The sequence below is a fragment of the Shinella sp. GW821-FHT11G07 genome, assembly GCF_058808115.1.
The window spans coordinates 469,420-495,456 of sequence record NZ_JBXARJ010000003.1 but is presented as its reverse complement, the minus strand read 5'-3'; the positions used below and the strand labels follow the sequence as shown (position 1 = coordinate 495,456).

At 63.3% G+C, this 26,037-nt stretch carries 25 protein-coding genes; 8 read left to right on the top strand and 17 right to left on the bottom strand.

The genetic code is table 11. From position 1 onward, the window contains the following. Positions 1–101: 101 nt before the first annotated feature. From AC1RT2_RS08885 to AC1RT2_RS08855, 7 genes are all read right to left on the bottom strand, one after another. Positions 102–959 (bottom strand): LysR family transcriptional regulator, encoded by an 858-nt coding sequence (locus tag AC1RT2_RS08885; protein WP_493101184.1) that lies wholly within the window; start codon positions 957–959, stop codon positions 102–104. A gap of 26 nt (positions 960–985) precedes the next feature. Then, positions 986–1,510, bottom strand: a complete 525-nt coding sequence (locus AC1RT2_RS08880; protein WP_444798680.1) for a MarR family winged helix-turn-helix transcriptional regulator — start codon at positions 1,508–1,510, stop codon at positions 986–988. Between the two features lie 109 nt (positions 1,511–1,619). Continuing rightward, the gene (locus AC1RT2_RS08875) at positions 1,620–2,297 is read right to left on the bottom strand and encodes an ABC transporter ATP-binding protein (protein WP_493101182.1); all 678 of its coding nucleotides are present in this window, start codon (positions 2,295–2,297) and stop codon (positions 1,620–1,622) included. Continuing rightward, the gene (locus AC1RT2_RS08870; RefSeq protein WP_493101180.1) at positions 2,297–3,040 is read right to left on the bottom strand and encodes an ABC transporter ATP-binding protein; all 744 of its coding nucleotides are present in this window, start codon (positions 3,038–3,040) and stop codon (positions 2,297–2,299) included. The genes AC1RT2_RS08875 and AC1RT2_RS08870 overlap by 1 nt, the downstream gene beginning before the upstream one ends. Continuing rightward, positions 3,037–3,969: a branched-chain amino acid ABC transporter permease gene (locus AC1RT2_RS08865; RefSeq protein ID WP_493101178.1), complete on the bottom strand. Its 933-nt coding sequence runs from the start codon at positions 3,967–3,969 to the stop codon at positions 3,037–3,039. The genes AC1RT2_RS08870 and AC1RT2_RS08865 overlap by 4 nt, the downstream gene beginning before the upstream one ends. Positions 3,970–3,971: 2 nt before the next feature. Beyond that, positions 3,972–4,871 (bottom strand): branched-chain amino acid ABC transporter permease, encoded by a 900-nt coding sequence (locus tag AC1RT2_RS08860; protein ID WP_493101176.1) that lies wholly within the window; start codon positions 4,869–4,871, stop codon positions 3,972–3,974. Positions 4,872–4,953: 82 nt separating this feature from the next. Further along, the gene (locus AC1RT2_RS08855) at positions 4,954–6,249 is read right to left on the bottom strand and encodes an ABC transporter substrate-binding protein (protein ID WP_493101174.1); all 1,296 of its coding nucleotides are present in this window, start codon (positions 6,247–6,249) and stop codon (positions 4,954–4,956) included. Between the two features lie 251 nt (positions 6,250–6,500). On the opposite strand from AC1RT2_RS08855, the gene AC1RT2_RS08850 reads away from it, so the two are divergent. Next, the gene (locus AC1RT2_RS08850; protein ID WP_493101172.1) at positions 6,501–7,187 is read left to right on the top strand and encodes a DUF2848 domain-containing protein; all 687 of its coding nucleotides are present in this window, start codon (positions 6,501–6,503) and stop codon (positions 7,185–7,187) included. 195 nt (positions 7,188–7,382) lie between these two features. Further along, a complete protein-coding gene (locus AC1RT2_RS08845; protein ID WP_257948056.1) occupies positions 7,383–8,084 on the top strand; it encodes a GntR family transcriptional regulator in 702 nt (233 codons plus the stop codon). A 22-nt stretch (positions 8,085–8,106) separates the two neighbouring features. On the opposite strand, the gene AC1RT2_RS08840 is transcribed toward AC1RT2_RS08845, so the two are convergent. From AC1RT2_RS08840 to AC1RT2_RS08805, 8 genes are all read right to left on the bottom strand, one after another. Continuing rightward, a complete protein-coding gene (locus AC1RT2_RS08840; RefSeq protein WP_493101170.1) occupies positions 8,107–9,036 on the bottom strand; it encodes a MerR family transcriptional regulator in 930 nt (309 codons plus the stop codon). Positions 9,037–9,158: 122 nt separating this feature from the next. Beyond that, positions 9,159–10,508, bottom strand: coding sequence for an amidase (locus AC1RT2_RS08835; RefSeq protein ID WP_493101168.1), 1,350 nt, complete (start codon positions 10,506–10,508; stop codon positions 9,159–9,161). 25 nt (positions 10,509–10,533) lie between these two features. Next, positions 10,534–10,914 carry a cupin domain-containing protein gene (locus tag AC1RT2_RS08830; RefSeq protein ID WP_493101166.1) on the bottom strand — a complete coding sequence of 127 codons (381 nt, stop codon included), beginning with the start codon at positions 10,912–10,914 and terminating at the stop codon, positions 10,534–10,536. 66 nt (positions 10,915–10,980) lie between these two features. After that, entirely contained in the window at positions 10,981–12,468 is a 1,488-nt protein-coding gene (locus AC1RT2_RS08825) for a 4-hydroxyphenylacetate 3-hydroxylase family protein (protein ID WP_493101163.1), read from the bottom strand. A 22-nt stretch (positions 12,469–12,490) separates the two neighbouring features. Next, positions 12,491–13,009 (bottom strand): flavin reductase family protein, encoded by a 519-nt coding sequence (locus AC1RT2_RS08820; RefSeq protein WP_493101161.1) that lies wholly within the window; start codon positions 13,007–13,009, stop codon positions 12,491–12,493. 259 nt (positions 13,010–13,268) lie between these two features. After that, positions 13,269–14,507 carry a saccharopine dehydrogenase family protein gene (locus tag AC1RT2_RS08815; protein WP_493101158.1) on the bottom strand — a complete coding sequence of 413 codons (1,239 nt, stop codon included), beginning with the start codon at positions 14,505–14,507 and terminating at the stop codon, positions 13,269–13,271. 32 nt (positions 14,508–14,539) lie between these two features. Then, complete coding sequence (locus AC1RT2_RS08810; protein ID WP_493101156.1) at positions 14,540–15,640, bottom strand: carboxynorspermidine decarboxylase; 1,101 nt, start codon at positions 15,638–15,640, stop codon at positions 14,540–14,542. Positions 15,641–15,756: 116 nt separating this feature from the next. After that, positions 15,757–15,978, bottom strand: coding sequence for a hypothetical protein (locus AC1RT2_RS08805; protein ID WP_493101155.1), 222 nt, complete (start codon positions 15,976–15,978; stop codon positions 15,757–15,759). A gap of 172 nt (positions 15,979–16,150) precedes the next feature. Between AC1RT2_RS08805 and AC1RT2_RS08800 the strand changes: the two genes are divergently transcribed. Both AC1RT2_RS08800 and AC1RT2_RS08795 read left to right on the top strand, forming a co-directional pair. Continuing rightward, on the top strand, positions 16,151–18,412 hold the full coding sequence (locus AC1RT2_RS08800) for a heavy metal translocating P-type ATPase (protein ID WP_493101153.1): 2,262 nt from the start codon (positions 16,151–16,153) through the stop codon (positions 18,410–18,412). Then, positions 18,409–18,978 carry an SCO family protein gene (locus AC1RT2_RS08795; protein ID WP_493101151.1) on the top strand — a complete coding sequence of 190 codons (570 nt, stop codon included), beginning with the start codon at positions 18,409–18,411 and terminating at the stop codon, positions 18,976–18,978. Before AC1RT2_RS08800 ends, AC1RT2_RS08795 begins: the two co-directional genes overlap by 4 nt. On the opposite strand, the gene AC1RT2_RS08790 is transcribed toward AC1RT2_RS08795, so the two are convergent. Further along, positions 18,975–19,391, bottom strand: coding sequence for a MerR family transcriptional regulator (locus tag AC1RT2_RS08790; RefSeq protein ID WP_069059828.1), 417 nt, complete (start codon positions 19,389–19,391; stop codon positions 18,975–18,977). The genes AC1RT2_RS08795 and AC1RT2_RS08790 overlap by 4 nt on opposite strands. A 106-nt stretch (positions 19,392–19,497) precedes the next feature. Between AC1RT2_RS08790 and AC1RT2_RS08785 the strand changes: the two genes are divergently transcribed. From AC1RT2_RS08785 to AC1RT2_RS08770, 4 genes are all read left to right on the top strand, one after another. Then, entirely contained in the window at positions 19,498–20,007 is a 510-nt protein-coding gene (locus AC1RT2_RS08785) for a hypothetical protein (RefSeq protein WP_493101149.1), read from the top strand. Between the two features lie 267 nt (positions 20,008–20,274). Then, positions 20,275–21,318, top strand: a complete 1,044-nt coding sequence (locus tag AC1RT2_RS08780; RefSeq protein WP_150129948.1) for a L,D-transpeptidase family protein — start codon at positions 20,275–20,277, stop codon at positions 21,316–21,318. Positions 21,319–21,321: 3 nt separating this feature from the next. Further along, entirely contained in the window at positions 21,322–22,038 is a 717-nt protein-coding gene (locus AC1RT2_RS08775) for a L,D-transpeptidase family protein (protein WP_493101147.1), read from the top strand. A gap of 91 nt (positions 22,039–22,129) precedes the next feature. Further along, complete coding sequence (locus tag AC1RT2_RS08770; RefSeq protein ID WP_493101145.1) at positions 22,130–23,329, top strand: amidohydrolase family protein; 1,200 nt, start codon at positions 22,130–22,132, stop codon at positions 23,327–23,329. A gap of 57 nt (positions 23,330–23,386) precedes the next feature. Here the strand turns inward: AC1RT2_RS08770 and AC1RT2_RS08765 are convergent, their stop codons facing one another. Then, positions 23,387–25,948 carry a GcvT family protein gene (locus AC1RT2_RS08765; protein ID WP_493101143.1) on the bottom strand — a complete coding sequence of 854 codons (2,562 nt, stop codon included), beginning with the start codon at positions 25,946–25,948 and terminating at the stop codon, positions 23,387–23,389. Between the last annotated feature and the right edge of the window lie 89 nt (positions 25,949–26,037).

Below are 26,037 nucleotides of genomic sequence, written 5' to 3'. Positions count from 1 at the left end.
CCTCGTCATGGTGCATGGATCGAATGGCATCATTCTAGGAAACGCGGTCTTCGCATGGCAGCGACATTTGAAAATGCTGGCTATTCGATTTGCCAATGTCACTAGGGTTTGAGACCGCAAAAATCGATGAGCCTTTCGGCAAGGTCGAGCGCCAGCGGCGCGGCACTGTCGCGATAGAACAAGGCGAGCTCGAAATCCTCGATGGGCGGCAGGCGCTCGGCAGCACCAAGCACGCGGTGCCCGGGCAGTCGGCAACCTGCCGGCAGCAGGCTGACGCCGAGCCCGGCGGCAGACGCCGCCGCAAGCGCTGCAAGCCCGCCGCCGCTATAGCCGACGCGCCAGCGGATCCCAAGACCATCGAGCGTCCCGCACAGTTCCTCGCGGTAGAGACCGTTGACCGGGAAGACGGCAAGCGGCACCGGCGATTGTTCGATGGCGGGGTGTTCCTGGCTGTCGAGCCAGAGCAGCGGTTCCGGCCGCGCGGCGCGCGGCAGGTGCACGCGGCGCTGCTTGACGAGCACGAGATCCAGCTCCTCCTGAAGATAGGCGCGGTGCAGGTCCGGGCTGAGCCCGCTGGTCACGTCGAGCCGCAGATGCGGGTGCTCGCGCTTGAAGGCGGCGAGCAGATCGACCGTCGGCACGGTAAAATCCTCCGGCATGCCGAGCCGCAGCACGCCGTCGCGCCACGGGCCGGTCAGCGCGTCATGGGCTTCTTCGTTGAGCGCGATGATGCGGCGGGCATAGCTCAACAGCTTGATGCCTTCCTCGGTCAACCGCACCTCGTGGGAAGTGCGCTCGAACAGCGCCTTGCCCAGAAGCTCCTCCAGCCGACGCACCTGCTGGCTGACGGTCGATTGCGAGAGCGACACCCGGTCGGCAGCGCGCGTAAAACTCATGGTCTCGCAGACGGCCACGAAGCTGACGAGAAGCTGCGGGCTGAACATGGGATACCGGTTCATTCTCCCACCTCCATCGGTGGCCGGGATCAGGCGCGGCTGCGGCGCTGCTCGGCCAGATAGCGCAGCAGCGCCAGGCTTTCCTCCGTGCCGGAGACGAGTTTCGCGGCGATCTTCGCGAAGGCGCGGAATTCATCGGGGTCGAGCCCGGCGAAGATCGCGTCGTTGACCGGGCGCTGGGTTTCGGCAAGCTCGGCAAGCAGGGCGCGGGCCTTGTCCGTCACCTCGACGATGACACGGCGACCGTCTTCCGGGTTGGCGAACTTGTCGACGAGGCCGGCCTTCACGAGTTTCGCCACCTCCAGTGTCACGAAGGCGCCGGACTGGTGCAGGTGATCGCTCACCTGGCTGATGCCGACATCGGCATCCTTGGACAGGTGCTCGATGGCGATGAGGATAGAGAAGGCCGGTCCCGAAAGGCCGATCACCTCGCCGAGCCGGTTGCGGATCTCAAGCAGCCGGGTGCCGAAGCCCAGCGCATCGTGGATCATCTGGCGGAAGGGCGCATCGTCGCCATCCTGAAGCAGTTCGGGCCTGCTGATCGTCACTGGCATAAAAGCGTCCTTCAGCTTTGCGAAATACCTAGCTGAAACCGGTATATAGGGTAACTGCTGTCAAAACAAAGGAGGCAGAGCGGGCGTCGAACCCGCTCGATTGGCGCGATCACGCTGCTTCCGATTCACGCGACTGAAGCGTGACGGCGCCGCGCTCGATGAGCAGCGTCTCGTCCGCCACCGATTTCAGCAGGTTCGGGCTGGATTCGGTGATCAGCAGGGTGAGATCGCGCATGGTCTCCCGCAACCGCGAGAGCGTGCGGGCATAGTCGAGCGCCAGCGCCGGGGCGAGGCCCTGGAAGGGCTCGTCGAGCATCAGCAGCTTTTCCGCCACCATCAGCGCCCGGCCGAGCGCCACCATCTTGCCCTGGCCGCCGGAAACGCCGTTGCCGGGACGCGCCCGCATGGTGTGCAGTTCGGGCAGCAGCGCATAGACCTTTTCCAGGCGGCTTTTGATTTCGCCCGGCGGTAGCTTCAGCGCCTGCCCGGGCAGGATGATATTGTCCTCGACGGAAAACTCCGGGATCAGTCGGCGGTCTTCCGGCGCATAGCCGATGCCGGCAGGGGCGCGGGCGAAGGCGGGCAGCGGCAACAGCTGCTTGCCTTCGAGGGTGACTGAGCCGGATTCGGCCGGCGTGAGTCCCATGATGGCGCGCAGCAGCGTGGTCTTGCCGGCACCGTTACGGCCGATCAGTACGGTGGTCGCACCGGATTTCAGCGAAAAGGTGACGTCGCGCAGGATTTTTGCGCCCGCCAGCGAGACGTTGAGGGAAGAGACGGTCAGCATCAGGCCACTCCAATCACGTTTTCGATGACGCGGGCATCCTTGAACACGGTTTCCGGCTTGCCTTCCGCCATTACCCGGCCCGCTTCCCAGACGACGACGCGGTCCGCATAACGCTCGACGACATCCATGTCGTGCTCGACGAAGAGGGCGGAAACCTTCGCCTGGCGAAGCGCGCCCATCAGCGTTTCCATCAGCGCAAACCGCTCCAGCGCGCTGACGCCGCTGGTCGGCTCGTCGAGCAGCACCAGCCGGGGTTTTAGCGCGAGCGCAATCGCGATATCCACCAGCTTGCGCCGGCCTTCCGGCAGCGTCGAGGCGAGTGTGGGCGCGCAATCGGCTAGGTTGAACATGGCCAGCAGCGCCATGGCCTCGTCGCGATAGGCCGGGCGGTCGAGCGCCTTGCCGATCTGCCAAACGCCCTCGCGTGAGGCGATCGCCAGCATCAGGTTGGTGAGCACGGTTTGGTCGAGGAAGAGCTGCGGGATCTGGAAGGCGCGGGCAATGCCCTTGCGGGCGATGGTGCGCGGCGGCAGGCGGGTGATCGGCTTGCCGTCGAGGTAGACCTCGCCCTCGGATGGCCGGATATAGCCGGTGCAGAGGTTGAGGAAGGTCGTCTTACCGGAACCGTTCGGGCCGATGATGGCGAGGAATTCACCCTCGTCGATATGCAGGTCCACGCCGTTGGCGGCTTTGACCGCGCCGAAGGTGATGTGCAGGTTCTTTGCTTCGAGAAGCACGGTCATGCGGTGTCTCCCTTCTTGGCCGGACGCAGGAAGCCGATCAGGCCCTTGGGCATGAAGAAGATGACGCCAAGCAGGGCGGCACCGACGATCATGTTCCAGGCATCGGTGACGCCGGCGGCGAGCGTGTGCACAAGTTCGAGGAAGACGGCGCCGACGAAGGGGCCGCCAATGCCGCTGATGCCGCCGAGCACGGCGACGAGCACGAGATGGCCGGAATCTGTCCAATAGGCCATGTCGGGCAGCACATGGCCGATGGTCATGGCGGCAAATGTACCGCCGATGCCGGCGAGCAGCGCCGAGAGCCCATAGGCGACGAGCAGCACGCCGCGCACCGGAATGCCGAGATATTCGAGGCGGATTTCATTGGTGTGCACGGCCGACAACGCCTCGCCGAGCGGGCTCTTGAAATAGGCGTTGACGGCAAGGCCGGCGAGAACCATCGCGGCAAGCGACGCGTAGAACAGGAAGGTCGCAACGGCCTTGGCTTCGAGCACCATGCCGAGCACGGTTGGGGTGCCGACGCGCAGGCCGTCTGTGCCGCCGGTGACGCCATAGAATTTGGAGAGCAGCGAGAACAGCACCATGGAAATCGCCAGGTTCAGCATGGCGAAGAAGATGGCGCGGTAGCGCACCACATAGACGCCGATCAGCAGGCCCGCGGCAAGCGAGATGATTGCGGAAATCAGGATCAGGGCGAAGACATCGGTGATGCCGAAATCCCGCATGGCGAAGGCCGTGGCATAGGCGCCGACCGCGAAGAACATGGCATGACCGATGGAGATCAGCCCGCCGCGCAGCAGGATCGCGACGCCGAGGGCGGCGAGACCCTTGGCGATCGCGAGCGTCAGCACGAATTCGAGCCAGGGAAAGGCGAAGGTGGCCGCGACGAGGGCAATGATGGCGCCGCTAGCGAGGGGAAGGAGAGGCATGGTCAGATCTTTCTCGTCGTTGCGGAGCCGAACAGGCCGTAAGGACGGACCAGAAGCACGAGCAGCATCACCAGATAGGGGGCAACCGCGTCGAGTTCGGGGGCGAAATAGATGGCGAGTACCCGGGCGAGCGCCACGATGACGGCGGCGACCGCCGCCCCCTCGATCTTGCCGAGCCCGCCGATGGCGGCGACCGCGAAGGCGAGCACCATCGTATCGGCGCCGAGCCCCGGCGAAACGCCGGCCTGTGGCACGGTGAGCGCGCCGCCAAGGGCTGCGAGAAACACGCCGAGGCTGAAGGCGATCATGAAGACGCGGTTGGTGTTGATGCCCATCGCCTGCGAGATTTCACGGTCGGCGACGACGGCGGCGATCAGCTTGCCGATGCGCGTATGGCCGATGAAGAGCTTCAGGCCGACGAACAGTGCGGCGGCAAGCAGGATCAGCAAGAGCTGGTAGGTGAGGTAGACCACACCGCCGATCTCGATGGAGCCGAGCAGCTGCACCGGCGTGTCCTCGTAGAACGAATCGACCCCGAAGACGATGCGCTGCAGGTCTTCGAGGATGAGGAACAGGCCGAAGGTGACGAGGATCTGCACCGCCTCCGACTTGCCGTAGGTCCAGCGGATCAGCGTGCGCTCGATCACCGGACCGACGATGACGGCGACCAGCGCGGCACTCAGCACCAGGCTGACGAAGGTCAACCAGCCGGGCAGGCCCGCGCCGACGACCCAGAGACCGAGCGAAGCGGCCGCATAGGCGCCGATCGAATAGAAGCTGCCATGCGCGACGTTGAGCACGCGCAGCACGCTGAAGACGAGGGTGAGGCCGACGGCGACCAGGAAGATGAGCGCCGCATTCGCCAGACCGTCGATGAGAAGAGGGACGATGGTTTCGAACATTTTGTGACCCCGCGCGCACGGCATCCTGCGCATGCGCTTGATGGAGGGCGCGGGGCAAAACCCCGCGCCGGCTGTGGCGTGCTTACTTGTAGGAACCCGGCTGCGGCAGCTTGGCGGGCAGGTCGGCCGAAAGCGTGCCGATCCAGGCGATCGGATCCTCGCCGGCCGGCGGCATCAGGTCGGCGCCCTTGTAGCGCACCATGTCGCCGATGACCGGACCGTCATGGCCGTCTGCCTTGGCGGTGACGCCGATGATCTGGTCGACCACGCCGTCATTGTCCGCGCGGGTCTGCATCGTGCCGGTCAGCGTCTTGACTTCGCTGCCCTTCATGGCGCTAGCCACCTCTTCGCGGGTGGGCCACTTGCCGCCATTGCCGGCCATCGCCTTGTCGTAGGCGGCCTGCACGTAGAGGAAGCTGTTGGCCATCTTCATCGCCGGAAAGACCGGCCACTTGCCGTACTTCGCCTTGTAGGCATCGGCGAATTCCCTGGTCTCCGGATTGGCGGCCGCATCCGGCGACATCCACCAGCCGTCACCCAGCACGCCGACGATCACGCCCTCGGGGATCTGCACGTTCTGCATGGAGGATTCGCCAAGTGCGAGGACCGCCTGGGAAGAGCGGAAGAGGCCGCGCGGGCTCGCCTGACGCACGAAGTTTTCGAGGTCGCCACCCCAGAGATTGGAGAAGATCACATCGGGACGGGCGGCCGTCAGACGCGAAATTTCCGTCTGGTAGGTGCCGGCGCCGAGTTTCGGAAACAGTTCGGCGACGACTTCCACGTCCGGCTTGAACGCCTTGATGGCGGTCGTAAAAATCTTTGCCGCGTCATGACCGAAGGCATAGTCCGGGTTGATGATGGCGATGCGCTTCACATCGGGCTTCACGGCGATGAGATAGGCCGCATAGGCGACGAACTCCGGCACGGTATTGCCGTTCGGCCGGAAGAAATAGGGGTGAGCGTCCTTGAGGTAGAGCTGGTGCGTGTCGCAGTTCCAGCCGACGGTCGGGATCTTCATCTGGTTGCTGACCGGGGCAAGCGCCATGCAATTGCCGGAGGACAGGGCGGCGATCATCACCTGGGTTGCGGCATCACCTGCAAGCTTGCGGTATTCGGCGATCACGCCCTCGGTGCCCTGGCCCTCGTCGACATAGGTGGCAGAGAGCGGCACCCCGCCGATGCCGCCCTTGGCGTTGATGCGCTCGATCATCAGTTCGGCGGCATCGCGGCCCGGCTTGCCATAGGCGGCGGTGCCGCCGGAGGTGAAACTAAACACGCCGACGCCAAGCGAAGCCGGCTTTTCCTCAGCCAGCGCCGGGCCGGCGAGCAAGGCGGCGGCCGCGACAGCCGAGCAAAGAATTTTTCGGTAGCTGATCATCTCATTCCCTCTTGTTGGCCCGGGTTGCGCCGGGTTCCGGTTGTTTTCGGCCATGCGGCATCGCCGCCCGGAGCGGTGCTCCGGAGCTGAATTCGGCGTCGGTTTTCCTCGTCCAGCGCTCTGTTTTTGATGATTGCGTAATCGCATTTCATATGCAAGATAAAACTGCAGTGAAATATCACTGACATTTAATTTTGTAGCAAAGCGATGTTAACAAGTAGCCGGGACGGCTGTCTAGGGAGTAACTGCGCATGACGACACTCAATCTCACGCTGGAAAGCCGCGACGGCCGCGCACCGGTCACCATCGACGTCGAAAATCTGGTGATCGCCGGCTGGGCCGGCCGCAACAAGGAGGCGATGGAGCATCACATCCGTGAGCTGGAGGCGCTTGGCATCGCCCGCCCCGCCGCAACGCCGACCTATTACCGCGTCGCCGCCGCGCGGCTGTCCACGGCTGAGGCCATCGAAGACGTCGGCGGGGCCGGCAGTGGTGAGGTGGAGGCCCTCCTGATCGCCAAGGACGGCAAGCTGCATGTCGGCGTCGGCTCCGACCACACCGATCGCAAGGTCGAGGCCTATGGTGTCACCGTCTCCAAGCAGGTCTGCGATAAGCCGGTCGCTACCACCGTCTGGCCCTTCGAGGAGGTGGCGGACCATTGGGACGACCTGATCCTGCGCAGCCATGCGGTCATCGACGGCGTGCGCGTGCTCTATCAGGAGGGTCGCCTCTCAGGCCTTCTGGCGCCGGCGAACCTGATCGGTGGCTGGGCGACGGATGGAACGCTTCCCGACGGCACCGCCATGTTCGGCGGCACCATGCCAGCTATCGGCGGCGTGCGCCCGGGCACGCGCTTCGAGGGCGAACTGGAGGATCCGGTTTTGCAACGCAAGATCGCTTTCGGCTATGACGTGAAGACGTTGCCCATCGCGGGGTGATTCCCTGCTGGAGCATTTCCAGCCGAAGCGGCATCGCTTCAGCGTCGGACAATGCGGTAGAAACAAAATCCTGTAGCACTTCCGCTGAGCCGATTTTCACCGGAATTGCTACAGGCGCCCCGCTTGTCTCGGACCGGCAAGTCGATACTAATCGGCCTGCCGACCCTCACGGGCGGCGAGTGAAGGAAGGCGGACATGACAACGACGACCGATGCGATTGCGGAGACCGATGATGCACCGCTCGCCCCGCGCAGGCGCGGCGACCCCGTCGTTTCCCTGCGTGATACGGCCTATGAGGCCATCAAGCGCCGCATCATCACCTGCGACCTCAAGCCCGGCGAGGTGCTGAGCGAAGGCATGCTGAGCAGCGAGCTCAACATCGGCCGCACCCCCGTCCACCAGGCCATCGACCGGCTTGCGGCGGACGGGCTGATCGACGTGCTGCCGCGCAAGGGCATCATGGTGAAGCCCATCAGCCTGAACGAAATCTTCGACATCATCGACGTGCGCCTCGTCAACGAAGCGTTCTGCGTGCGAAAGGTGGCGGAACTGGCCGAGCCCGCCGATCTAGCCCGCCTTTCGGAGAACCTCGACGCCACCTGGCAGGCCGCCAAGGACCGCGCGATCGAGGCCATGATGAACCTCGACCGCGCCTTCCATGCCCTTCTTGCGACAAGCTCGCGCAATTCCATGCTGCCGGACATCATGGGCAACCTGCACGACCGTTCGACACGGCTCTGGTTCATCTCGCTACGCTCCAACGAGCACCATGTGCGCGTCTGCGAACAGCATGCGGCGGTGGTGGAAGGCATCCGCAAGCGCGATCCCGATCAGGCGGAAAGGGCGATCCGCGAGCATATCGAGGCGTTCAGGGAAAACATCGTCCGGCAGTTTTGAGGCGGCTTCAAAAACGGTTCGCTTATCGCTCCGGTAGCGCCTTCAAGGCATCATTGAGCCAGGTCCAGGCTTTGAGGTCGGCCTCGGCCAACGGTTTGCCCTGCAAAATGGCGTGCAGCTCGCGATAGCGGGCGGTTCGGCCGGCGTTCTTGTCATACTGGGCGACATGCCAGTCGATGAACGAACGGTCCGCCTCCCGTCCCATCGCCAGAGCGGATTTTGCAAGCCAAGTTTCCGCAATTGCCTGCGCTTCGGCACTCCGCGGCCGAATGCCGGTCGAGACACCGTTTTTGGCCGCTTCATAGGCCTCGATCGAAGCGGCTTGATAGGCCGCGGGGTCGAGCGCACCTGTCCAGAACGCCTGCATTTCAACGCGCATTTCGCGCGCGAAATCTCTGTCGACCAGCAGGGCGGAAAGCTCGTCCCAGGCTTCGATCTGCTCGGCGGTCGGATCATCGGGCAATGTGGGCACGCTGGCCTCGATGAGGCTGCGCCGCTGTTCACCGTCAAGCTTGGTACCTTCTGCAATGACGCCTATGAAATTCTCCACAAGGGTCTGCATTTGCCGATGGCTGTGTTTGCTCATGGTCCAAATCCTTCTGAGGTCCTCGTCGGACGGGTTTGGAAAACGAAGAACAGCACGCAGAACGCCCGCCACCCGCTGCTTGGAGGTAATCTCCGCCTCGAGGATATCGAGCCGCGTTTGCAGCAACTCGCCAAGGGAAAGCTTTTGGCGGAACAGATTGCCGATCAGTTCCAGCCCGACGCCGGCCTCGCGAAGCGCTCGGATGAGCTCAAGCTTCGCAAGGTCTGTGTCGGTGTAGATGCGATAGTTGCTTTCGGTCCGCAGGCTTGGGGGCAAAAGGCCCTTGTCGGAGTAGAAGCGGATGCGCCTTACCGACTGCCCGGAAATGCTGGATACTTCGCCAATCGTGTAGAACTTCGTTTCCATGGCGAGGTCATTACGGCCTCCATCAGGTGGAGGGTCAATACCTGTTTCGACAAATCAGCGCCCACGGGATGAAACGATTCAAACCGCGGCATTCCTTCATGGCATGACCTTTGTGGAAGGCGCTATCGTCCCCGCAGCGCCGTCTCCACCGCCCGCGCATTGGCAAACAGCGCCGCGTCGCGCCCGCCGGCCGCCGCCAGCATCAGGCCGACCGGAGCCTCGCCCTCGACGTGCGCGGGCAATGAGATCGAGCAGCCGTCCAGCATGTTGATCAGTGTGGGGTTGCGCAGCAGTGTCAGGTTGGTCTTCACGAAGAGGTCGTTATCGGCTTCCAGCGTGGCGATGGCCGGGGCGACCATCGGCACGGTCGGCATGGCGAGGACGTCGTAGGCGGAGATCGCCCGGTTCGTTTCCTCGATATAGGCGCGGCGCAGGTGCAGCATGTCGATATAGTCCGCCGCCGTCTGCTCCTTGGCGCGCAGGATGCGGGCGCGCACACGTTGGTCGTATTGCTCGCCGTGCTCTTCCAGCAGGTCGCGGTGCCAGGACAGCGCTTCGGGGGCCGGGAAGCCGCCCTTGCCGTTGATGCGGCCGACCATCTCGAATTCCCTGAGCGGAATTTCCGTCACGATGGCGCCGGCATCGGCGAGGCGCTTTATTGCCGCTTCGAAGGTTTTGGCGACATGCGGCTCGATACCATCGAAGACGACGGATTGCGGCACGGCGATGCGCAGGCCGGCGACGGAGCGCGCGGCTTCGCCATCCAGTGACGTGCCGCTCAGGATTTCATGCAGGCTGGCGCAGCAGTCGACGCTGTTGGCCAGCGGGCCGATGGAATCGAGCGTGAAGGAGAGCGGCAGAGCGCCTTTGAGCGGAACGGCGCTGGCCGTCGGCTTGTAGCCGACGATGCCGCAGAGCGCTGCCGGGATGCGGCAGGAGCCGCCGGTGTCCGAGCCGATTGCAGCAGCCGCCATGCCATCTGCGACGGAAACGGCAGCACCCGAGGAGGAGCCGCCGGGAATGCGACCGGTGGCGCGGTCATAGGGATTGGCCGGCGTGCCATAATGCGGGTTGATGCCGACGCCGGAAAAGGCGAATTCGGTCATGTTGTTGCGGCCGACGACGACAAAGCCTGCGGCTTTGAGGCGCGCGATAGCGGGCGCATCGGCCTCGGCGGGCGCTGCATTCGCCAGCACTTTCGAGCCGGCGGGGGTGGGGTCGCCCGAGAGGTCGAACAGGTCCTTCACCGCAATCGGAATGCCGGCGAAGCGCGAGGGGGCGAGGCCAGCCTTGCGCAGGTCGTCGGCGGCCTTCGCCGCGGTCCGGGCCTTGTCCGCATGGACCTTGACGAAGGCGCGTGCGCCTTCGCCTGTCTCATCGGCAATGCGCGCGAGCGACCCTTCGACCAGTTGCGACGACGTGATCTTGCCCGTCGCCAGATCGGCCGCAAGTTCGTTCAGTGTTGCGCGCATTGCTTATCTCCTGCCTATGCCCGAATCAGACCGGATCAAAATAGTGGATTTCGAGCAGCATGCAGCCCTTCTCCGACTTGAAGGGGCCATGCGGCGCATGCGGTGGGCGGCAGGCATAGGTGTTGGGCGGGAAAGTCTCGCCGCCATCGCCGTTCTCGTCGTTGCCGACCGTCAGGTCGCCGGAGACGAGATAAACCTCTTCCCAATATTCATGCTCGAACGGCTTGGTGGTGAAGACGCCCGGATCGAACTTCAGGAGGCGCGTGCGCGTCCCGCCACGGTTCTCCTCATCGAGGGCACCGGAAATGATCTTCTGCTTGATGCCCTGCGGATAGCCAACGGGCACTTCCCAGCCTGTCGTCATGTCGAGTGTGTAGAATTCGTCGTGTTTCTTGTTGACCGGCATCGGGTCCTCCTGTGGTTGAAAGCGGGAGAGCGGGCGCGCCGGAAGGCACGCCCGCGAAGAACGGCGTCAGGCTGCCTCGGCGGCCTTCAGGCTGTCCTCGAGCGAATAGGAATCGAGCATGTTCTGCAGCAGGCCGTCGGCGGCGGACCAGTCGTAGGTGCGGAAGGCGTGGTTCTTCGTCACGAAGGTCGCGCCGGCATAGAACATCTCGTACTGGTGATGGCGCGAGCCGAACTCGGAGCCGACGGCATCCCAGGCGAGCTTGTAGAATTTGACACGGTCCCGCGAGGAAGCAGCCGGCGACTGCTGCGTCTTGTCGATGAGGCGCGCCAGTTCCGGATTGCCGAAATCGTCGACCGAGGAGGGCAGCATGATCATGCCGCCACCGGCAAGTTCGCGCAGCGTATTCAGGATCTTCGGATAGAGCTGCTGGGTCAGCACCTGCGCGCTGTAGAGCGTTGCAGCATCCGGCACGAAATAGGCGCCGACCTGCTTGCCCTTGGCTTCCATCGCGGCGACCAACGCGTCCACCATGCCGGCCTCGGCGGCGAGCTGGCCAAGCATTTCGCGCACCTGCGGGAACTGCGAGATGCCGTTGACGTCGGTGGTGCGCTTGGCAATGCCGACGAGGAAACGCAGCTTGACCGACAGGCGGATCATCGCCTGGTAGTTCTGGTAGACATGGGCCGGCGTCGCATGGAACTGCTTGGCGCACATGGCGACATCGCCATCGATGAAGACGCGGTCCCACGGAACCTTCACGTCATCGAAATAGAGCACGGCGTCGTTCTCGTCGAAGCGGCTCGCCAGCGGATTGTCGAAGACCGAGGGCGAGGCTGCCTCATAGGACTTGCGCGACAGGATCTTCAGGCCCTTGGCATTCATCGGAATGGCGAAGGACAGCGCGTAGTTCTCTTCACCCGCCTTCAGCGGCTGGATGCAGGTGACGAAGACTTCGTTGGCGACGACACCGCCGGTCGCCAGCATTTTTGCGCCGCGCACGGTGATGCCTTCCGCGTCGCGATCGACCACGCCGGCCGTCAGGAACGGATCGGCCTGCTCGGCGGCATTCTTCGAGCGGTCGGCCTGCGGGTTGATGATGACGTAGGTGAGATAGAGGTCGTTGTCGCGGGCATATTTGTAATAGTCGGCGAGGTTGCGCGCGAATTTCGGGTTGTAGTCCTCGAAGACGTCGCGGCCCATATACATGCCGGCGATGCAGGAGGCGACATGATCAGGCGCGCGGCCTAGGAAGCCGCCATGCAGGCCGGTCCAGGCTTCAAGGCCGGCGCGGCGCTTGACCAGTTCCTGGTAGCTGCCGGGCAGTTCCCAGATGCGGTTGGCGCGGCCGCCTTCCGGCGTCGCATAGGTCATCAGCTCGGCATTTTCTGGGGCCTTCGCGAAGTCGAACATCTTTTCGACCGAGCGCGCGACATTGGAAAAGGCGTCATGCGTCGTCACGTCATTGACACGGGCGCCATTGATGAAAATCTCGCGGCCATCGCGCAGGCTAGCAAGGTGCTCCTTGCCGGATTTGGGTTCGGACTCGCTCATAGTATGCATCCTCCAGAGGGTTTCAGTAATGCAGGGGCAGGGGCCAGGCATCGACATCGATGCGCGGGCCGGCGACGCTGTGGTAGCGGCCGCGGAAGAACAGCAGCGGCTCGGCCGCCGTATCGGACGTGCGGAAATTGATGACGCGGCCGAGGAAGATCAGGTGGTCGCCGCCTTCATGGCAGGCATAGGGCTCGCATTCGAACTGGGCGATGGCATTGGTCAGCCGCGGCGCGCCCTTGTGGCCCTCGGTGTGGTGCACGCCGGCCCACTTGTCGCTCGAAGCGCGGGCGAACTGGTTGGAGAGGTTCTCCTGCGTGCGGGCGAGGATGTTCACCACATAGGCATCCGCCTCGCGCAGCGCATCAAGGCTCAGTGCCTTGACGCCGACGGAAAACAGCACGAGCGGCGGATCGAGCGAGACCGTGTTGAACGAGGTCATCGTCATGCCGATCTTCTCGCCCGATTTCGATAGCGCCGTGACGATGGTCACGCCCGTCACGTATTCGGCAAGCGCATTGCGGAACTGCCGCTCGTCCATCGCCTGTCCTCCCTAGCGATTGTTTGTAATATAGCTAAGTTATAAAGCTATTTTTTGACGTGTCAAGGCTGTGATATTTCACTGTCATGGTAGGTGCGCGGACGCAGGATGGCGCAACGGTTCAAAGCGAAGCCATGAACCGGATGTGGCTGGTTTCGATGTGTTTTTCGGGGAGGGGCCGGAAGGGCGTGGCCGCGGACCAAGGGCCGCCGGCGAAAAGACACCGGCCGCGCACGAGGCGCGGCCGGTGTTTTCAGGCTTAGAAGCTGACGGCGCGGTCGCCGTCTTCGTCCTGGATGCGGGTGGGCAGGCCCATGCCGTTGAGCAGGTTGATGAAGGGTTTTGGCGCCAACTCTTCGATGTTGGCCATCTTCTTCACATCCCACTCGCCGGTGGCGACCAGCATTGCTGCTGCGACCGGCGGCACGCCGGCGGTATAGGAAATGCCCTGCGAACCAACTTCCTCATAGGCTTCCTTGTGGTCGGCCACGTTGTAGATGAAGACGGTCTTTTCCTTGCCGTCCTTCATGCCCTTCACGTAGTCGCCGATGCAGGTCTTGCCTTCGTAGTTCGGCGCAAGCGACGACGGATCCGGCAGGACCGCCTTGACGACCTTGAGCGGCACGACCTCAAGCCCCTCGGCGGTCTTGACCGGCTGTTCGGAGAGCAGGCCGAGGTTCTTCAGCACGGTGAAGACGTTGATGTAGTGGTCGCCAAAACCCATCCAGAAGCGCACATTCGCGCCATCCATGTTCTTCGCCAGCGAATGCACTTCGTCATGGCCGCAGAGATAGGCGCGGCGCGTGCCGACGACCGGCAGGTCGTAGTCCTTGCCGATCTCGAACATCTGGTTGGTCTGCCACTGGCCATCCTGCCAAGAATAGACGACGCCGGTGAATTCGCGGAAATTGATTTCCGGGTCGAAGTTCGTGGCGAAGTACTTGCCATGGCTGCCCGCATTGATGTCGACAATATCGACGTCGGTCACCGTGTCGAGATATTCGTCCTTGGCGAGCTTGGCATAGGCGTTGACCACGCCCGGATCGAAACCGGCGCCGAGAATGGCGGTGATGCCCTTCTCTTCGCATTCGGCGGCGCGCTTCCACTCGTAGTTCCCGTACCACGGCGGCGTCTCGCAGATCTTGCCCGGCTCTTCGTGAATCGCGGTGTCGATATAGGCGACGCCCGTATCCATGCAGGCGCGCAGCACCGACATGTTGAGGAAGGCGGTGCCGACATTGATAACGATCTCAGACTTCGTGGACGTGATGAGCGCCTTGGTCGCCTCGATGTCGAGCGCGTCGAGCGCATGGCCTTCGAGCACGCCCGGCTGTTTCATCGCCTTCTTCTCATGGACCGACGCGATGATCTTTTCGCACTTCGCCTTGGTGCGCGACGCGATATGGATATCGCCGAGCACGTCGTTGTTCTGGGCGCACTTGTGCGCGACCACCTGTGCGACGCCGCCGGCGCCGATGATGAGGACGTTCTTTTTCATATCGGGGGATATCTCCTTCTACCCGTATCGCCTCAGGAGAGGCTTTCTTCGTAGTCCGCGTAGGTGAATTCGCGGACCGTTGTGATGCTGCCGTCCAGTTCGCGGATGGCGATCGCCGGCATTTTCACGCCGTTGAACCAGTTCTTCTTGACCATCGTGTAGCCGGCTGCATCCTGGATGGAGATGCGGTCGCCGACCTTCAGCGGGGCCTCGAAATTGAACTCGCCGAAAATATCGCCGGCGAGGCACGACTTGCCGCAGACCATGGTGCGGTGCGGCCCGGTGTTCGGTGAAAGCTTGGCGTTCTCCCGGTAGATCAAGAGGTCCAGCATGTGGGCCTCGATCGAACTGTCGACGATGGCGAGGTCCTTGCCGTTGTTCAGCGTGTCGAGCACCGTCACTTCCAGCGTGGTGGATTTGGTGATCGAGGCTTCGCCCGGCTCCAGATAGACCTGCACGCCGTAGTCGCCGGAGAACCGCTTCAGCCGCTCGGCGAATTTTTCCAGCGGATAGGTTTCGCCCGTGAAGTGGATGCCGCCGCCGAGGCTCACCCATTCGGCCTTCTTCAAGAGCGGCGCGAACTTCTCCTCGATCGTGCCGAGCATGCGGTCGAACAGGTCGAAATCGCCGTTCTCGCAATTGTTGTGGATCATGAAGCCGGAAATGCGGTCCATCACGGGTTCCACCTGCTTCACATCCCATTCGCCCAGCCGCGAGAACGGGCGGGCCGGGTCGGCGAGGTCGAAGGTGGAGGAGGAGATACCGGGATTGAGGCGAAGGCCCCGCACGATGCCGGATGCCTTCTCGCCGAAACGATCGAGCTGGCTCACCGAGTTGAAGATGATCTTGTCGGCGTGGCTGATGACCTCGTCGATCTCGTAGTCGGCATAGGCGACGGAATAGGCGTGCGTTTCCTTGCCGAAACGCTCATGGCCGAGGCGCACTTCGTTGAGCGACGAGGAGGTCGTGCCGTCCATGTAGTCGCGCATCAGATCGAAGACCGACCAGGTGGCGAAGCATTTCAGCGCGAGCAGCGCCTTGGCGCCGGAAAGGTCGCGCAGGCGCGCGATCTTTTCCATGTTGGCGATGAGCTTCGACTTGTCGATCAGATAATAGGGTGTCGTGAGGGACATGGGGACCTGTCTTCTTGGCGGGTGGATTGGCGCCGGCCCGGCCGGCAGCGCGATAGCAACGCGCAAAGCGGAGGCGCAAACCTCCTGCTTCAAGCGGCTAAAAGGGGAGACCGATGTTACGGTATCGTTGTCCGGGCACGGCGATGTGACAGCGCTTTTGCGCTGTTGCCTCTGTCGCGGTGCTTGAGCGGAGAAAGGACGCGCAGGCGCGGCGCCCGCACCGGCGAAACGGTGTCAAAGCCCGATTGTGCCGCAAGGGCACCCATCAAAAAGCGTTCTTCCGTTCGGGGGGCATTGATAGCGCCCATCCCCGATTGGAAGAGGGTGTGCCAAGACATGGCGTCCTCCCCAACCAGCAGATGAAACCTGCAAATAAAGTCGGCGCTCTCTAGCACGATGCCGCGGGAAATATCAATGCGCCTCTTTGTCCGGAATTTTTCGCATCCCCTCTTGCACCTCTAGTCGCTAGAGGTCGTAGAACAGCCTCGACAGACTGAAGAGGATTGTATGATGTCCGATGTGAAAGAGACGCGTTTCCGGGTTGGCGGCATGGATTGCGCCTCCTGCGCCAGCAAGATCGACACGGCCGTGCGCCGCATGCCGGGGGTTTCGGACGTATCCGTTTCCGTGACCGCCGGCACCATGCGCGTGCAGCACGACGTGACGAGCGACCTTGACGCGATCCGCAAAAAAGTCTCCGGCCTCGGCTACGCAGTGACGCCGGCGGCAGCGATTGCGGAAAAGCCGGCGGTGAAGCACGAGCACGGTCCCGGTTGCAGCCACGATCATGACCACGGGCACGACCATTCCCATGATCATGATGACCATGATCATGACCATACGGACCATGACCACAAGCCGAAGGCTGCGGCCATCGAGGGCCTGCACGGCCACGATCACGGCCCGTCCGAAGGTCCGTGGTGGAAGGGCAAGAAGGGTCGGCTGACGATTCTCGCCGGTGCGTCGCTGGTCATCGCCTACGGTGTCGGCCATCTCTTCCCGGCCATCGAGACCTATGCTTTCGTCATCGCGATGTTCGTCGGTCTCCTGCCGATCGCGCGCCGCGCCATCATGGCGGCCCTCGCCGGCACGCCGTTCTCCATCGAGATGCTGATGACGATCGCCGCCGTCGGCGCGGTGGTCATCAACGCCACCGAAGAGGCGGCGGCCGTCGTTTTCCTCTTCCTCGTCGGCGAATTGCTGGAAGGGGTCGCCGCCGGCAAGGCGCGTGACAGCATCCGCTCGCTCTCCGCCCTCGTGCCGAAGACCGCACTCCTCGAAGAGAACGGCCGCACCAAGGAAGTGCCGGCCGAATCGCTCGCGGTTGGCGCCGTCATTCTGGTACGCCCCGGCGACCGCATTTCCGCCGATGGCGTGATCATCGACGGTGAAAGCGCCATCGACGAAGCGCCCGTCACCGGTGAAAGCACGCCGGTCAACAAGGACGTTGGCGACACCGTCTTCGCCGGCACGGTGAATGGCGATGCGGCGCTGCGCGTGCGTGTCACCGCGGCGGCTGCGGACAACACCATCGCCCGCGTCATCAAACTGGTCGAGGAAGCCCAGGAATCGAAGGCGCCAACCGAGCGCTTCATCGACCGCTTCTCCAAATACTATACGCCCGGCGTGGTCGTCGTTGCGGCGCTCGTCGCAATCATCCCGCCACTGTTCCTCGGTGGCATCTGGAGCGAATGGGTCTACAAGGGCCTCGCCGTGCTGCTGATCGGCTGCCCCTGCGCGCTTGTCATCTCGACGCCCGCCGCCATCGCTGCATCGCTGTCCGCCGGCGCCCGTCGAGGCCTGCTGATGAAGGGCGGCGCGGTGCTGGAAGGCCTCGGCAAGCTCACCGCCATCGCCTTCGACAAGACCGGCACGCTGACCGAAGGTAAGCCGAAGGTTACCGACATCGTCGCCTTCGCACAACCGGCCGATGAGGTGCTGCGCCTCGCTGCTGCCCTCGAAGCGGGCTCCAGCCATCCGCTGGCGCTCGCCATCCTCGGCAAGGCCGCGGATGACGGCATCGTGCCGCCGGTGGCAAGCGGTTCGCGGGCGCTCGGCGGCAAGGGCGTCACGGCCACCGTGGAGGGCAGGCAGGTCTTCCTCGGCTCGCCGAAGGCGGTTGCCGAACAGGTCACGCTGTCCGACGAGGTCAAGGCCGCCACTGCAAAGCTCAACGATGATGGCAAGACCGTCTCCATGCTGGTCGTCGACGGCGTGCTCGTCGGGGCCATCGCCATGCGCGACGAGCCACGCGCCGATGCAGCGGCCGGCCTCAAGGCACTGAAGGATGCGGGCATCAAGACGATCATGCTGACGGGCGACAATGCCCGCACGGCAAAAGCCGTCGGCGCCGAACTCGGCATCGAGGTGCGCGCCGAACTGATGCCGGAAGACAAGCAGCGCATCGTCGGCGAACTGCAGCGTGAAGGTTATGTCGTCGGTAAGATCGGCGACGGCATCAACGACGCGCCAGCACTTGCTGCCGCCAATGTCGGCATCGCCATGGGTGGCGGCACGGATGTGGCACTCGAAACGGCGGATGCCGCCATCCTGCACGGCCGCGTTGGCGATGTCGCGCTGATGACGGATCTCTCCAAGCGCACCATGCGCAACATCGTGCAGAACATCGTTCTCTCGCTTGGCCTCAAGGGTGTGTTCCTGGTGACGACCATCGTCGGCATCACCGGCCTCTGGCCGGCGATCCTCGCCGATACCGGCGCCACCGTGCTCGTCACGCTGAATGCGCTGCGCCTGCTGCGGCCGATCAAATGAAGCGCAGGACATTCATTGGTCTTGCAGGCGTGCTGGCCGCGATCGTCGGAGCGACGGTCGCGGCACAGGTTCCTGCAACGGAAAAGCCAAAGCAGCGCATCTTCGCCTTGCAGACGGTCGACGGCAAAGCCTTCGGCTCGGCCGATCTCGCCGGAAAACCCTATCTCGTCTTCTTCGGCTTCACCCATTGCCCGGATGTCTGCCCGTCGGCGCTGTTCGAGCTGAGTGCATTGCTGAAGGACATCGGCCCGGCGGCAGATCGCATCACGCCGCTCTTCATCTCGGTCGATCCTGAGCGTGACACTGCGGAGCTTTTGAAACTCTACATGACCTCCTTCGACCCGCGCATCATCGCGCTCCGCGGCGATGCGGCCGAGACGAAAGCGGCGGCGGATGCGTTTTCGGCCACTTACAAAAAGGTGCCGACGGCCTCGGACAGCTACACGATGGACCACACTGCCGGCCTCTTCCTCATCCGTGCGGATGGCCGGCTCCAGGGCATGCTGGACATGCACGAGCCGCGCGAAACGCAACTTCAGAAGCTGAAATTGCTTGCAGCGTCCTAGTCGTGCTCGTCGTGGCAAAGGTCGTGGTTGGCAAGGGCCCGTATGACGTAGCAGTCGCGGACCTGGTCGGTGTGGCAATGGCTGGTGATGCGCACCAGCTCCGCCTCCAGCTTCTGCAGGCGCTCGATCTTGCGCCGGACGGTCGAAAGCTGTTCGGCGGCGATGCGGTCGGCATCGTGGCAGGGGCGTTCCGGGTGCTGGCTGAGGACGATCAGTTCGCGAATGGCATCGATGGTGAGACCGAGGTCGCGGGCGTGCCGGATGAAGGCGAGGCGTTCGCGCTCCTCGTTCGAGTAGCGCCGCTGGTTGCCCTCGGAGCGCTCGGCATGGGAGAGCAGGCCCATCTGCTCGTAGTAGCGGATGGTCGGAACCTTGACGCCCGTGGTTTTGGAAAGATCTCCGATCGTCAGCATCTTGTGCTCCTCGTCCTGGTCGCGACATTTTCGGCTTTCACGAAATCCTGAAGAGCCGTCCTGCGCAATGGCTCTACAGTGCTTGCACACAAATGTGAGGACAATCGTGGCAAATCAAGCGTGCTTTCTTCTCTCGCTGCTCGGGCTCATCGTCGCCACTCCGGCGGCTGCCGCGCCGATGAGCGCCAACGGTGGGATCGTGCCGCATGAGGCAATGTTATCCGGGCTTTCCGTCGAACATGTCGATATCGTTGCGGGCGCGCAGGGTGCCCCGGCGCGGGCTTACCTGACCATCTACAATGCCGACACTGCCGACAAACGCATCATGGCCATTTCCGCCGATGGGTTCAGCACGCCGGTCGTGAAACGCCGGGATTCTGGCGTTTACGAAACCCTCACGGTCGCGGATGCCTTCCTCGTCATCCCGCGCCAGGCGGAACTGTTCATGGCGACGGGATCGCTCTTTCTGGAAATGGATGAGACGCTGGGCGTTGCCGGTGAGCGTATGATGTCCGTGGCGTTCGACGACGGAACCATCCTGACGGTTCCGGTGACGTTGCATCCGCCGGGCGGCGTGCGTACGGCGCATCATCATGGCTTCGGGGACTTCGAATAGCGCCGCTAACAATTTGTTGTTCGCCGCGTGTGCCTTCGTGATCACTCGGCGTCCGAAACCGGCAATGAGGGGCTTGATGCTCAAGCGGCTTGAGGTTTTATGCTCGCTTGCATTGGCTGGAGCCCCGGATTCGGGCACTGGAGACGGTATGAGGCCGTTGGCAGCCATAAGATTAACGAAGTTCTAAGCAATCGCTTGGACTCTAAGCCTGAAATGCGTCGTTTGCCAAACGGCGCGCCACGGATCCCTAACAACCGAAATCGACCCATGTTTGCGTTGCGCCACCGCCCCTTTCTTCAGAATGCCCGTCCACGCCTCTCGCTCCTCGCGCGGCTTGCCGCTGCGACCGTTGCCGGCGGCCTGCTCGCCGGCTGCATGGCCATGGATGTGGCCTCGCTCGCCGAGGCGCCGCAGCTTTCCAGCAAGGTGAAAGCGGAGATGTCGAAGAAGAAGATGAGCCCGACCAGCCCCGTGCTGGTGCGCATCTTCAAGCAGGAAAGCGAACTGGAAGTGTGGAAGGTCAATGCCAGCGGCCAGTATGCGCTGTTCAAGACCTATCCGATGTGCCGCTGGTCCGGAAAGCTCGGGCCGAAGACGAAGAACGGCGACCGCCAGGCGCCGGAGGGCTTTTATCACGTCTCCGCAGGCATGCTGAACCCGAACTCGCAATATTATGTCTCCTTCAACCTCGGCTACCCGAACCGTCTGGAATCCGCACTCGGCTATACGGGTGAGGCGCTGATGGTACACGGCGCCTGTTCGTCCTCCGGCTGCTACGCCATGACCGACCAGGGTGTCGGCGAAATCTACGCCATCGTGCAGAAGGCGCTGGATGGCGGTCAGGCGCGTTTCCAGGTGCAGGCCTATCCATTCCGCATGACGACGGAGAACATGGCCAAGCACAAGGGTGATCCGAACATGCCGTTCTGGCGTACGCTGAAGGAAGGCTATGACGCCTTCGCCTTCACGAAGCGCCAGCCGAAGGTTTCCGTCTGCGGCAGCCGCTACGTCTTCAACAAGGAATTCGTCGACGGCGAACCGGACGATCCACTGGCGCAGTGCCCGGCGGTCGTTGGCGGCTCCGAAGGCGACCTGATGGCGAAGATCGGCGCTGAGCAGAAGAAGCTGGATGCCGCCATCGCAACCACCACGACGGTCTCGAGCTTCGCCTATATGGACGGTGGCATGCATCCGAGCTTCCGCACGCTGCTGAAGCAGCAGGGGGCCAAGGGCCTTGCCGCCCGGATCTCGCGCACCAAATATCCTGTCAGCCGGCCTGAAGCCGCGCTGGCCGATCCCTATGAAGATTGACATGTGAGGTCTGTATTGACGGGTGAAAGCGTAAGCCGCCGATCCTTCCTGCTCGGCAGTGCAGGATTGGCAACCACTGTTCTGGCTGGCTGCACCACGCCGGTTCGCGAAAGGGTCGTCGTCGCGCCGGAGCCGGTCGATACCAGCATCTATGCTACCATGTACGGGCCGAAGCCGGACGAGCAGTTTCCGCTGCCGGCCATTCCCTATCAGAAGATCGACCGGCGCTTCTATCGCCAGATGGTACCGAACCCGACCGGCGAGCGGCCCGGCGTGATCGTCGTCGATACGGCAAACCATTTCCTCTACCTGACCTATGAGGATGGCCAGGCGATGCGCTACGGCGTCGGCCTCGGACGCGCCGGCTTCGAATGGGCCGGCCGTGGCGTTATCCAGTACAAGCGGCAATGGCCGCGCTGGACGCCACCCGACGAGATGGTCGCCCGCCAGCCGGAGCTGGAACCCTACAGCATCGCCAATGGCGGCATGGAGCCGGGCCTGAAGAACCCGCTTGGCGCCCGCGCGATGTACATCTTCCAGAACAACGAAGACACGCTCTACCGCATCCATGGTTCGCCGGAATGGTGGACGATCGGCAAGTCCGTCTCCTCCGGCTGCGTGCGCATGATCAACCAGGATGTGGTCGATCTGTTCAACCGCGTGCAGAACGGCACCCCCATCGTGGTACTCGGCAACGCAGCGGTCGCCGCCGCCTATTGACTGCATACGATTTTCGCGCGTTATTGCGTACAATAAATGACCCGCCCTTTGCGCGGCGGGTCAAGCTGTGCGCAAATGGAGACGCGACATCATGGCCGGGATCGAGACGCTTTTCACCAATGCCAAACTGGCAGACGGATCGCTGAAGGACATCGGCGTTGCCGCCGGTCGTATCGTGTCGATCGAAGCGGCCGGCACGACGTCCGGCGCTGCCGGGCAAGTCGACATCGCTGGTGCTCTGCTGGTGCCCGGCTTCGTCGAGGGGCATATCCATCTTGATACCAGCTTCTACGGCGACAAATGGATTCCGCACAAACCGTGCACCAACGGTTTTGACGTGCACGAGCGCGTGGCGTTCCAGGCCGAGAACATGGCCATTGCGGCTCCCATGGAGGAGCGCGCCCGCAAGCAACTCGAACTCTGTGTCGCCAACGGCTCCCTCCACATGCGCAGTCACGTCATGGTGGACGGTTCGATCGGGCTGAAGTCGCTGGAGACGATCCTGAAAATCCGTGAGGAATATCGGGATATCATCGACATCCAGCTCGTCGCCTTTCCGCAGAACGGCATCCTGAAGAGCCCCGGCACACCGCAGCTTCTGGATGAGGCGATCGCGCTTGGCGCCGATCTCGTCGGCGGTCTCGATCCGGCAAGTTTCGACCGCGACCTGCAAGGCCATCTCGGCGTGGTCTTCGGTGTCGCGGACAAGCGCGGCGTCGGCGTCGATATCCACCTGCACGATTTCGGCTCGCTCGGTGTCTTCACCGTGGAAGAAATCTGCGCCCGCACGGTGGCGCTCGGCATGCAGGGCAGGGTGGCGATCAGCCATGCCTACGGCCTCGGCGATCTCGACGCGGATTCTGCCCGCCGCATTGGCGCAAAGATCGCCACTGCCGGCGTCTCGATCATGACCAACGCCCCCGGTGACCACGCTTTTCCGCCGGTTGCCCTGCTGCGCGCCGAGGGCGTTACCGTTTTCGCCGGCAGCGACAACATCCGCGATTCCTGGTGGCCTTATGGCGATGGCGACATGCTGGGCCGTGCGATGATGATCGGCTACCGCTCCGGTTTCTACACGGACGAGGAGCTGAGTGCTGCCTTCGACGTCGTGACCACTGCCAGCGCCAAGGCCCTCGGCCTCGAAGGCTACGGCATTGCAATTGGTGCGAAGGCGGATTTCGTGACGCTTAACGCCGAGCATGTGCCGGAGGCCGTGGTGGCGGTGCCGAAGGGGCGTCGGGTGTTTAAGGCCGGGCGGCTCGTTGCCGAAAGCGGCACGGTTGTTCGCTAATCAAAGCAAGAAGGGCGTGCCATTGGCACGCCCTTCTTTTGACGTTTCAGAAACCGCTTACGTCCGCGGCTTCAGGTTCTCGGGGTCATACAGCGGCTTGTAGCCGATGCTGACGACCTCGACCGGGTAGGTCTCGGCAAAATACTCGATGTTGAGCTTGCGGCCTTCCTGGCAATAGGCCCAGGGCAGGTAGGCCAGCGCGATGTTCTTGCCGATGGTCGGGCCGAAGGCGATCGAGGTCGTGTAGGAGCGGCGGCCGAGCTCGTCGATGAGGACTTCGCCGGTTTCCGGATCCATGACCGGCAGGTTGCCGAGCGGGTAGCGCTTCACGCCGTTTTTGTCGGTGTTTTCGGTCATGACAAGCGTGCAGAGCATCGCCGGCTGGTGCGCGCGCGCCTTGTACTCCAGGTGCTTCGCCTTGCCGCAGAAGTCGGCTTCCTTGACCTTCGGGCGGGCGAGGTCCGCCTCGATGAGGTTGTACTGGGTGAGCAGATCGGCGTTCTGCAGGCGCAGGCTCTTTTCCATGCGGCGCGAGTTGGCGTAGGTCTCGACACCGAAGGCCATGACGCCAGTCGACCGCAGGGCATCCCAGACGGCGAGGCCATCCTCGTACTTCATGTGCAGTTCCCAGCCCTGCTCGCCGACATAGGAGATGCGGAACGCTGTCACGCTCTTGCCGGCGATCTCGATCTGCTTGATCGCGGCGAAGGCGAAATTCTCCTGGTCGAGGCCGGCCGGGTCCGCCACCACCTTCTTCAGGTTTTCGCGGGCGTTCGGGCCCCAGATGCCGATGGTGATGTACTTTTCCGACGTGTCGGTGATGGTGACATCAAGGCCACGGTCCTCGGCGACGCGCTTCATGTAGTGGAAGTCGCGCGGGCCGGCGTCGGCGCCGTTCACTAGGCGGCAGCGGTCGGCCATGCGGAAGACCGTGAAGTCGGCGCGCACCATGCCCTCGTCGTCGAGGAAGTGGGTATAGACGCCCTTGCCGATATTGCCGTCGCCGCCGATCTTTGCCGCGCACAGCCATTCCAGCAGCTCGACATGGTCAGGGCCTTCGATGTCCACCATGTGGAAATGCGAGAGGTTGACTATGCCGCAATCCTCGCTCATCGCCAGATGCTCGGCGTTCGAGACGCGCCAGAAGTGACGGCTGTCCCATTCGTTCTCGCGCACCGGAACGCGATTGCCGTATTTTTCGAGCAGGTGCTCGTTGGCGGCGTAGCCGTGCGCACGCTCCCAGCCGCCGAGTTCCATGAAGTAGCCGCCGAGTTCCTTTTCGCGCTCATGGAAGGGCGAGCGCTTGGCGCCGCGGCCCGAGGCATAGGGTTCGCGGTTGTGCACGGCCGGGAAGTAGATCTTCTGGGCGGCCTCGTAGCTGCGGCCCTCGATGAACTCTTCCGTCAGCTGGTGCGGGTAGAAGCGGGAATAGTCGATCGAGTTGTGGTCGATCTCGGTGCGGCCGTCCGTCATCCAGTCGGCGATGAGCTTGCCGTAGCCGGGGCCGTCCTTCACCCAGATGGCGACGCAGTACCACAGGCCGCGCACCTTCTGGCTTTCGCCGCAGGACGGGCCGCTGGCGGCGGAAACCTGCAGCAGGCCGTTGAAGGAATGGCCTTCGTTGTAGCCGAGCTCGCCGAGGATCGGCGTCAGTTCCATGGCCTTTTCGAGCGGCTCGAGGATCTGCTCCATGTCGAGGTCGCGCTGTGAGGGCGACAGGCGCGCCTCGTGCTTTTCCAGAATGTCGCGCGGGTGGCAGAGACGCGGATTGGTCTGTTCGTAGTAACCCCACTCGATCTGGCCGCCCTCGGTGGTTTTCGGGTCGCCGGTGTCGCGCATATAGGCGGAGTTGCCCTGGTCGCGCAGCAGCGGGTAGCCGATTTCCTTGCCGGTCCCTTCGAATTCGTTGTACGGGCCGAAGAAGGTCAGCGGGTGATCGACCGGCATGACCGGCAGGTCTTCGCCGACCATTTCGGCGATCAGGCGGCCCCAGATGCCGGCGCAGACGATGACGTGATCCGCCATGATCGTGCCGCGATGGGTGACGACGCCCTTGATGCGGCCGCCCTCGACGATCAGCGACTGGGCCGGCGTGTTGCCGTACACCTGCAGCTTGCCGGACTTTTCGGCGGCATCGACCAGCTTGCCCGCAACCGTCTGCGAGCGCGGCACGACGAGACCGGCATCCGGATCGAACATGCCGCCCATCACCTGATCCTGTTCGATCAGCGGGAACATGTCCTTGATTTCGGCCGGCGAGACGTAGTGCGCGCGCGTGCCGAACGCCTTGGCGGAGGAGAGCTTGCGCTTGATCTCTTCCATCCAGGTGTCGTCGCCGGTGCGGGCGACTTCCAGGCCGCCGATACGGGCGTAGTGGCCCATCTTTTCGTAGAAATCGATCGAATACTGGGTGGTCCAGACCGACAGGTAATCATGGCTCGTCGTGTAGCAGAAGTCCGAGGCATGCGCCGTCGAACCGATGTCGGTCGGGATGCCCGACTTGTCGATGCCTACGATATCGTCCCATCCGCGCTCGATGAGATGATGGGCGATGGAAGCGCCCACGATGCCACCCAAACCGATGATGACGACCTTCGCCTTTTGCGGAAACTCTGCCATGTGCTGGACCCCGATGAAATATTGCGGCCGATTTTAGGGCCTCGTTCGGTGCCAGTGCAGCCTGTCTGCGACGGGGCAGCGACCAGTTC

Coding starts and splice junctions, on each gene's coding strand:
- AC1RT2_RS08845 (WP_257948056.1), top strand. CDS start 7,383: ATGACAACGACGACCGATGCGATTGCGGAGACCGATGATGCACCGCTC.
- AC1RT2_RS08875 (WP_493101182.1), bottom strand. CDS start 2,297: ATGCTGACCGTCTCTTCCCTCAACGTCTCGCTGGCGGGCGCAAAAATC.
- AC1RT2_RS08800 (WP_493101153.1), top strand. CDS start 16,151: ATGTCCGATGTGAAAGAGACGCGTTTCCGGGTTGGCGGCATGGATTGC.
- AC1RT2_RS08820 (WP_493101161.1), bottom strand. CDS start 13,009: ATGGACGAGCGGCAGTTCCGCAATGCGCTTGCCGAATACGTGACGGGC.
- AC1RT2_RS08770 (WP_493101145.1), top strand. CDS start 22,130: ATGGCCGGGATCGAGACGCTTTTCACCAATGCCAAACTGGCAGACGGA.
- AC1RT2_RS08870 (WP_493101180.1), bottom strand. CDS start 3,040: ATGACCGTGCTTCTCGAAGCAAAGAACCTGCACATCACCTTCGGCGCG.
- AC1RT2_RS08855 (WP_493101174.1), bottom strand. CDS start 6,249: ATGATCAGCTACCGAAAAATTCTTTGCTCGGCTGTCGCGGCCGCCGCC.
- AC1RT2_RS08830 (WP_493101166.1), bottom strand. CDS start 10,914: ATGCCGGTCAACAAGAAACACGACGAATTCTACACACTCGACATGACG.
- AC1RT2_RS08865 (WP_493101178.1), bottom strand. CDS start 3,969: ATGCCTCTCCTTCCCCTCGCTAGCGGCGCCATCATTGCCCTCGTCGCG.
- AC1RT2_RS08880 (WP_444798680.1), bottom strand. CDS start 1,510: ATGCCAGTGACGATCAGCAGGCCCGAACTGCTTCAGGATGGCGACGAT.
- AC1RT2_RS08840 (WP_493101170.1), bottom strand. CDS start 9,036: ATGGAAACGAAGTTCTACACGATTGGCGAAGTATCCAGCATTTCCGGG.
- AC1RT2_RS08825 (WP_493101163.1), bottom strand. CDS start 12,468: ATGAGCGAGTCCGAACCCAAATCCGGCAAGGAGCACCTTGCTAGCCTG.
- AC1RT2_RS08810 (WP_493101156.1), bottom strand. CDS start 15,640: ATGTCCCTCACGACACCCTATTATCTGATCGACAAGTCGAAGCTCATC.
- AC1RT2_RS08835 (WP_493101168.1), bottom strand. CDS start 10,508: ATGCGCGCAACACTGAACGAACTTGCGGCCGATCTGGCGACGGGCAAG.
- AC1RT2_RS08850 (WP_493101172.1), top strand. CDS start 6,501: ATGACGACACTCAATCTCACGCTGGAAAGCCGCGACGGCCGCGCACCG.
- AC1RT2_RS08805 (WP_493101155.1), bottom strand. CDS start 15,978: ATGTCTTGGCACACCCTCTTCCAATCGGGGATGGGCGCTATCAATGCC.
- AC1RT2_RS08780 (WP_150129948.1), top strand. CDS start 20,275: ATGTTTGCGTTGCGCCACCGCCCCTTTCTTCAGAATGCCCGTCCACGC.
- AC1RT2_RS08765 (WP_493101143.1), bottom strand. CDS start 25,948: ATGGCAGAGTTTCCGCAAAAGGCGAAGGTCGTCATCATCGGTTTGGGT.
- AC1RT2_RS08795 (WP_493101151.1), top strand. CDS start 18,409: ATGAAGCGCAGGACATTCATTGGTCTTGCAGGCGTGCTGGCCGCGATC.
- AC1RT2_RS08790 (WP_069059828.1), bottom strand. CDS start 19,391: ATGCTGACGATCGGAGATCTTTCCAAAACCACGGGCGTCAAGGTTCCG.
- AC1RT2_RS08815 (WP_493101158.1), bottom strand. CDS start 14,507: ATGAAAAAGAACGTCCTCATCATCGGCGCCGGCGGCGTCGCACAGGTG.
- AC1RT2_RS08885 (WP_493101184.1), bottom strand. CDS start 959: ATGAACCGGTATCCCATGTTCAGCCCGCAGCTTCTCGTCAGCTTCGTG.
- AC1RT2_RS08860 (WP_493101176.1), bottom strand. CDS start 4,871: ATGTTCGAAACCATCGTCCCTCTTCTCATCGACGGTCTGGCGAATGCG.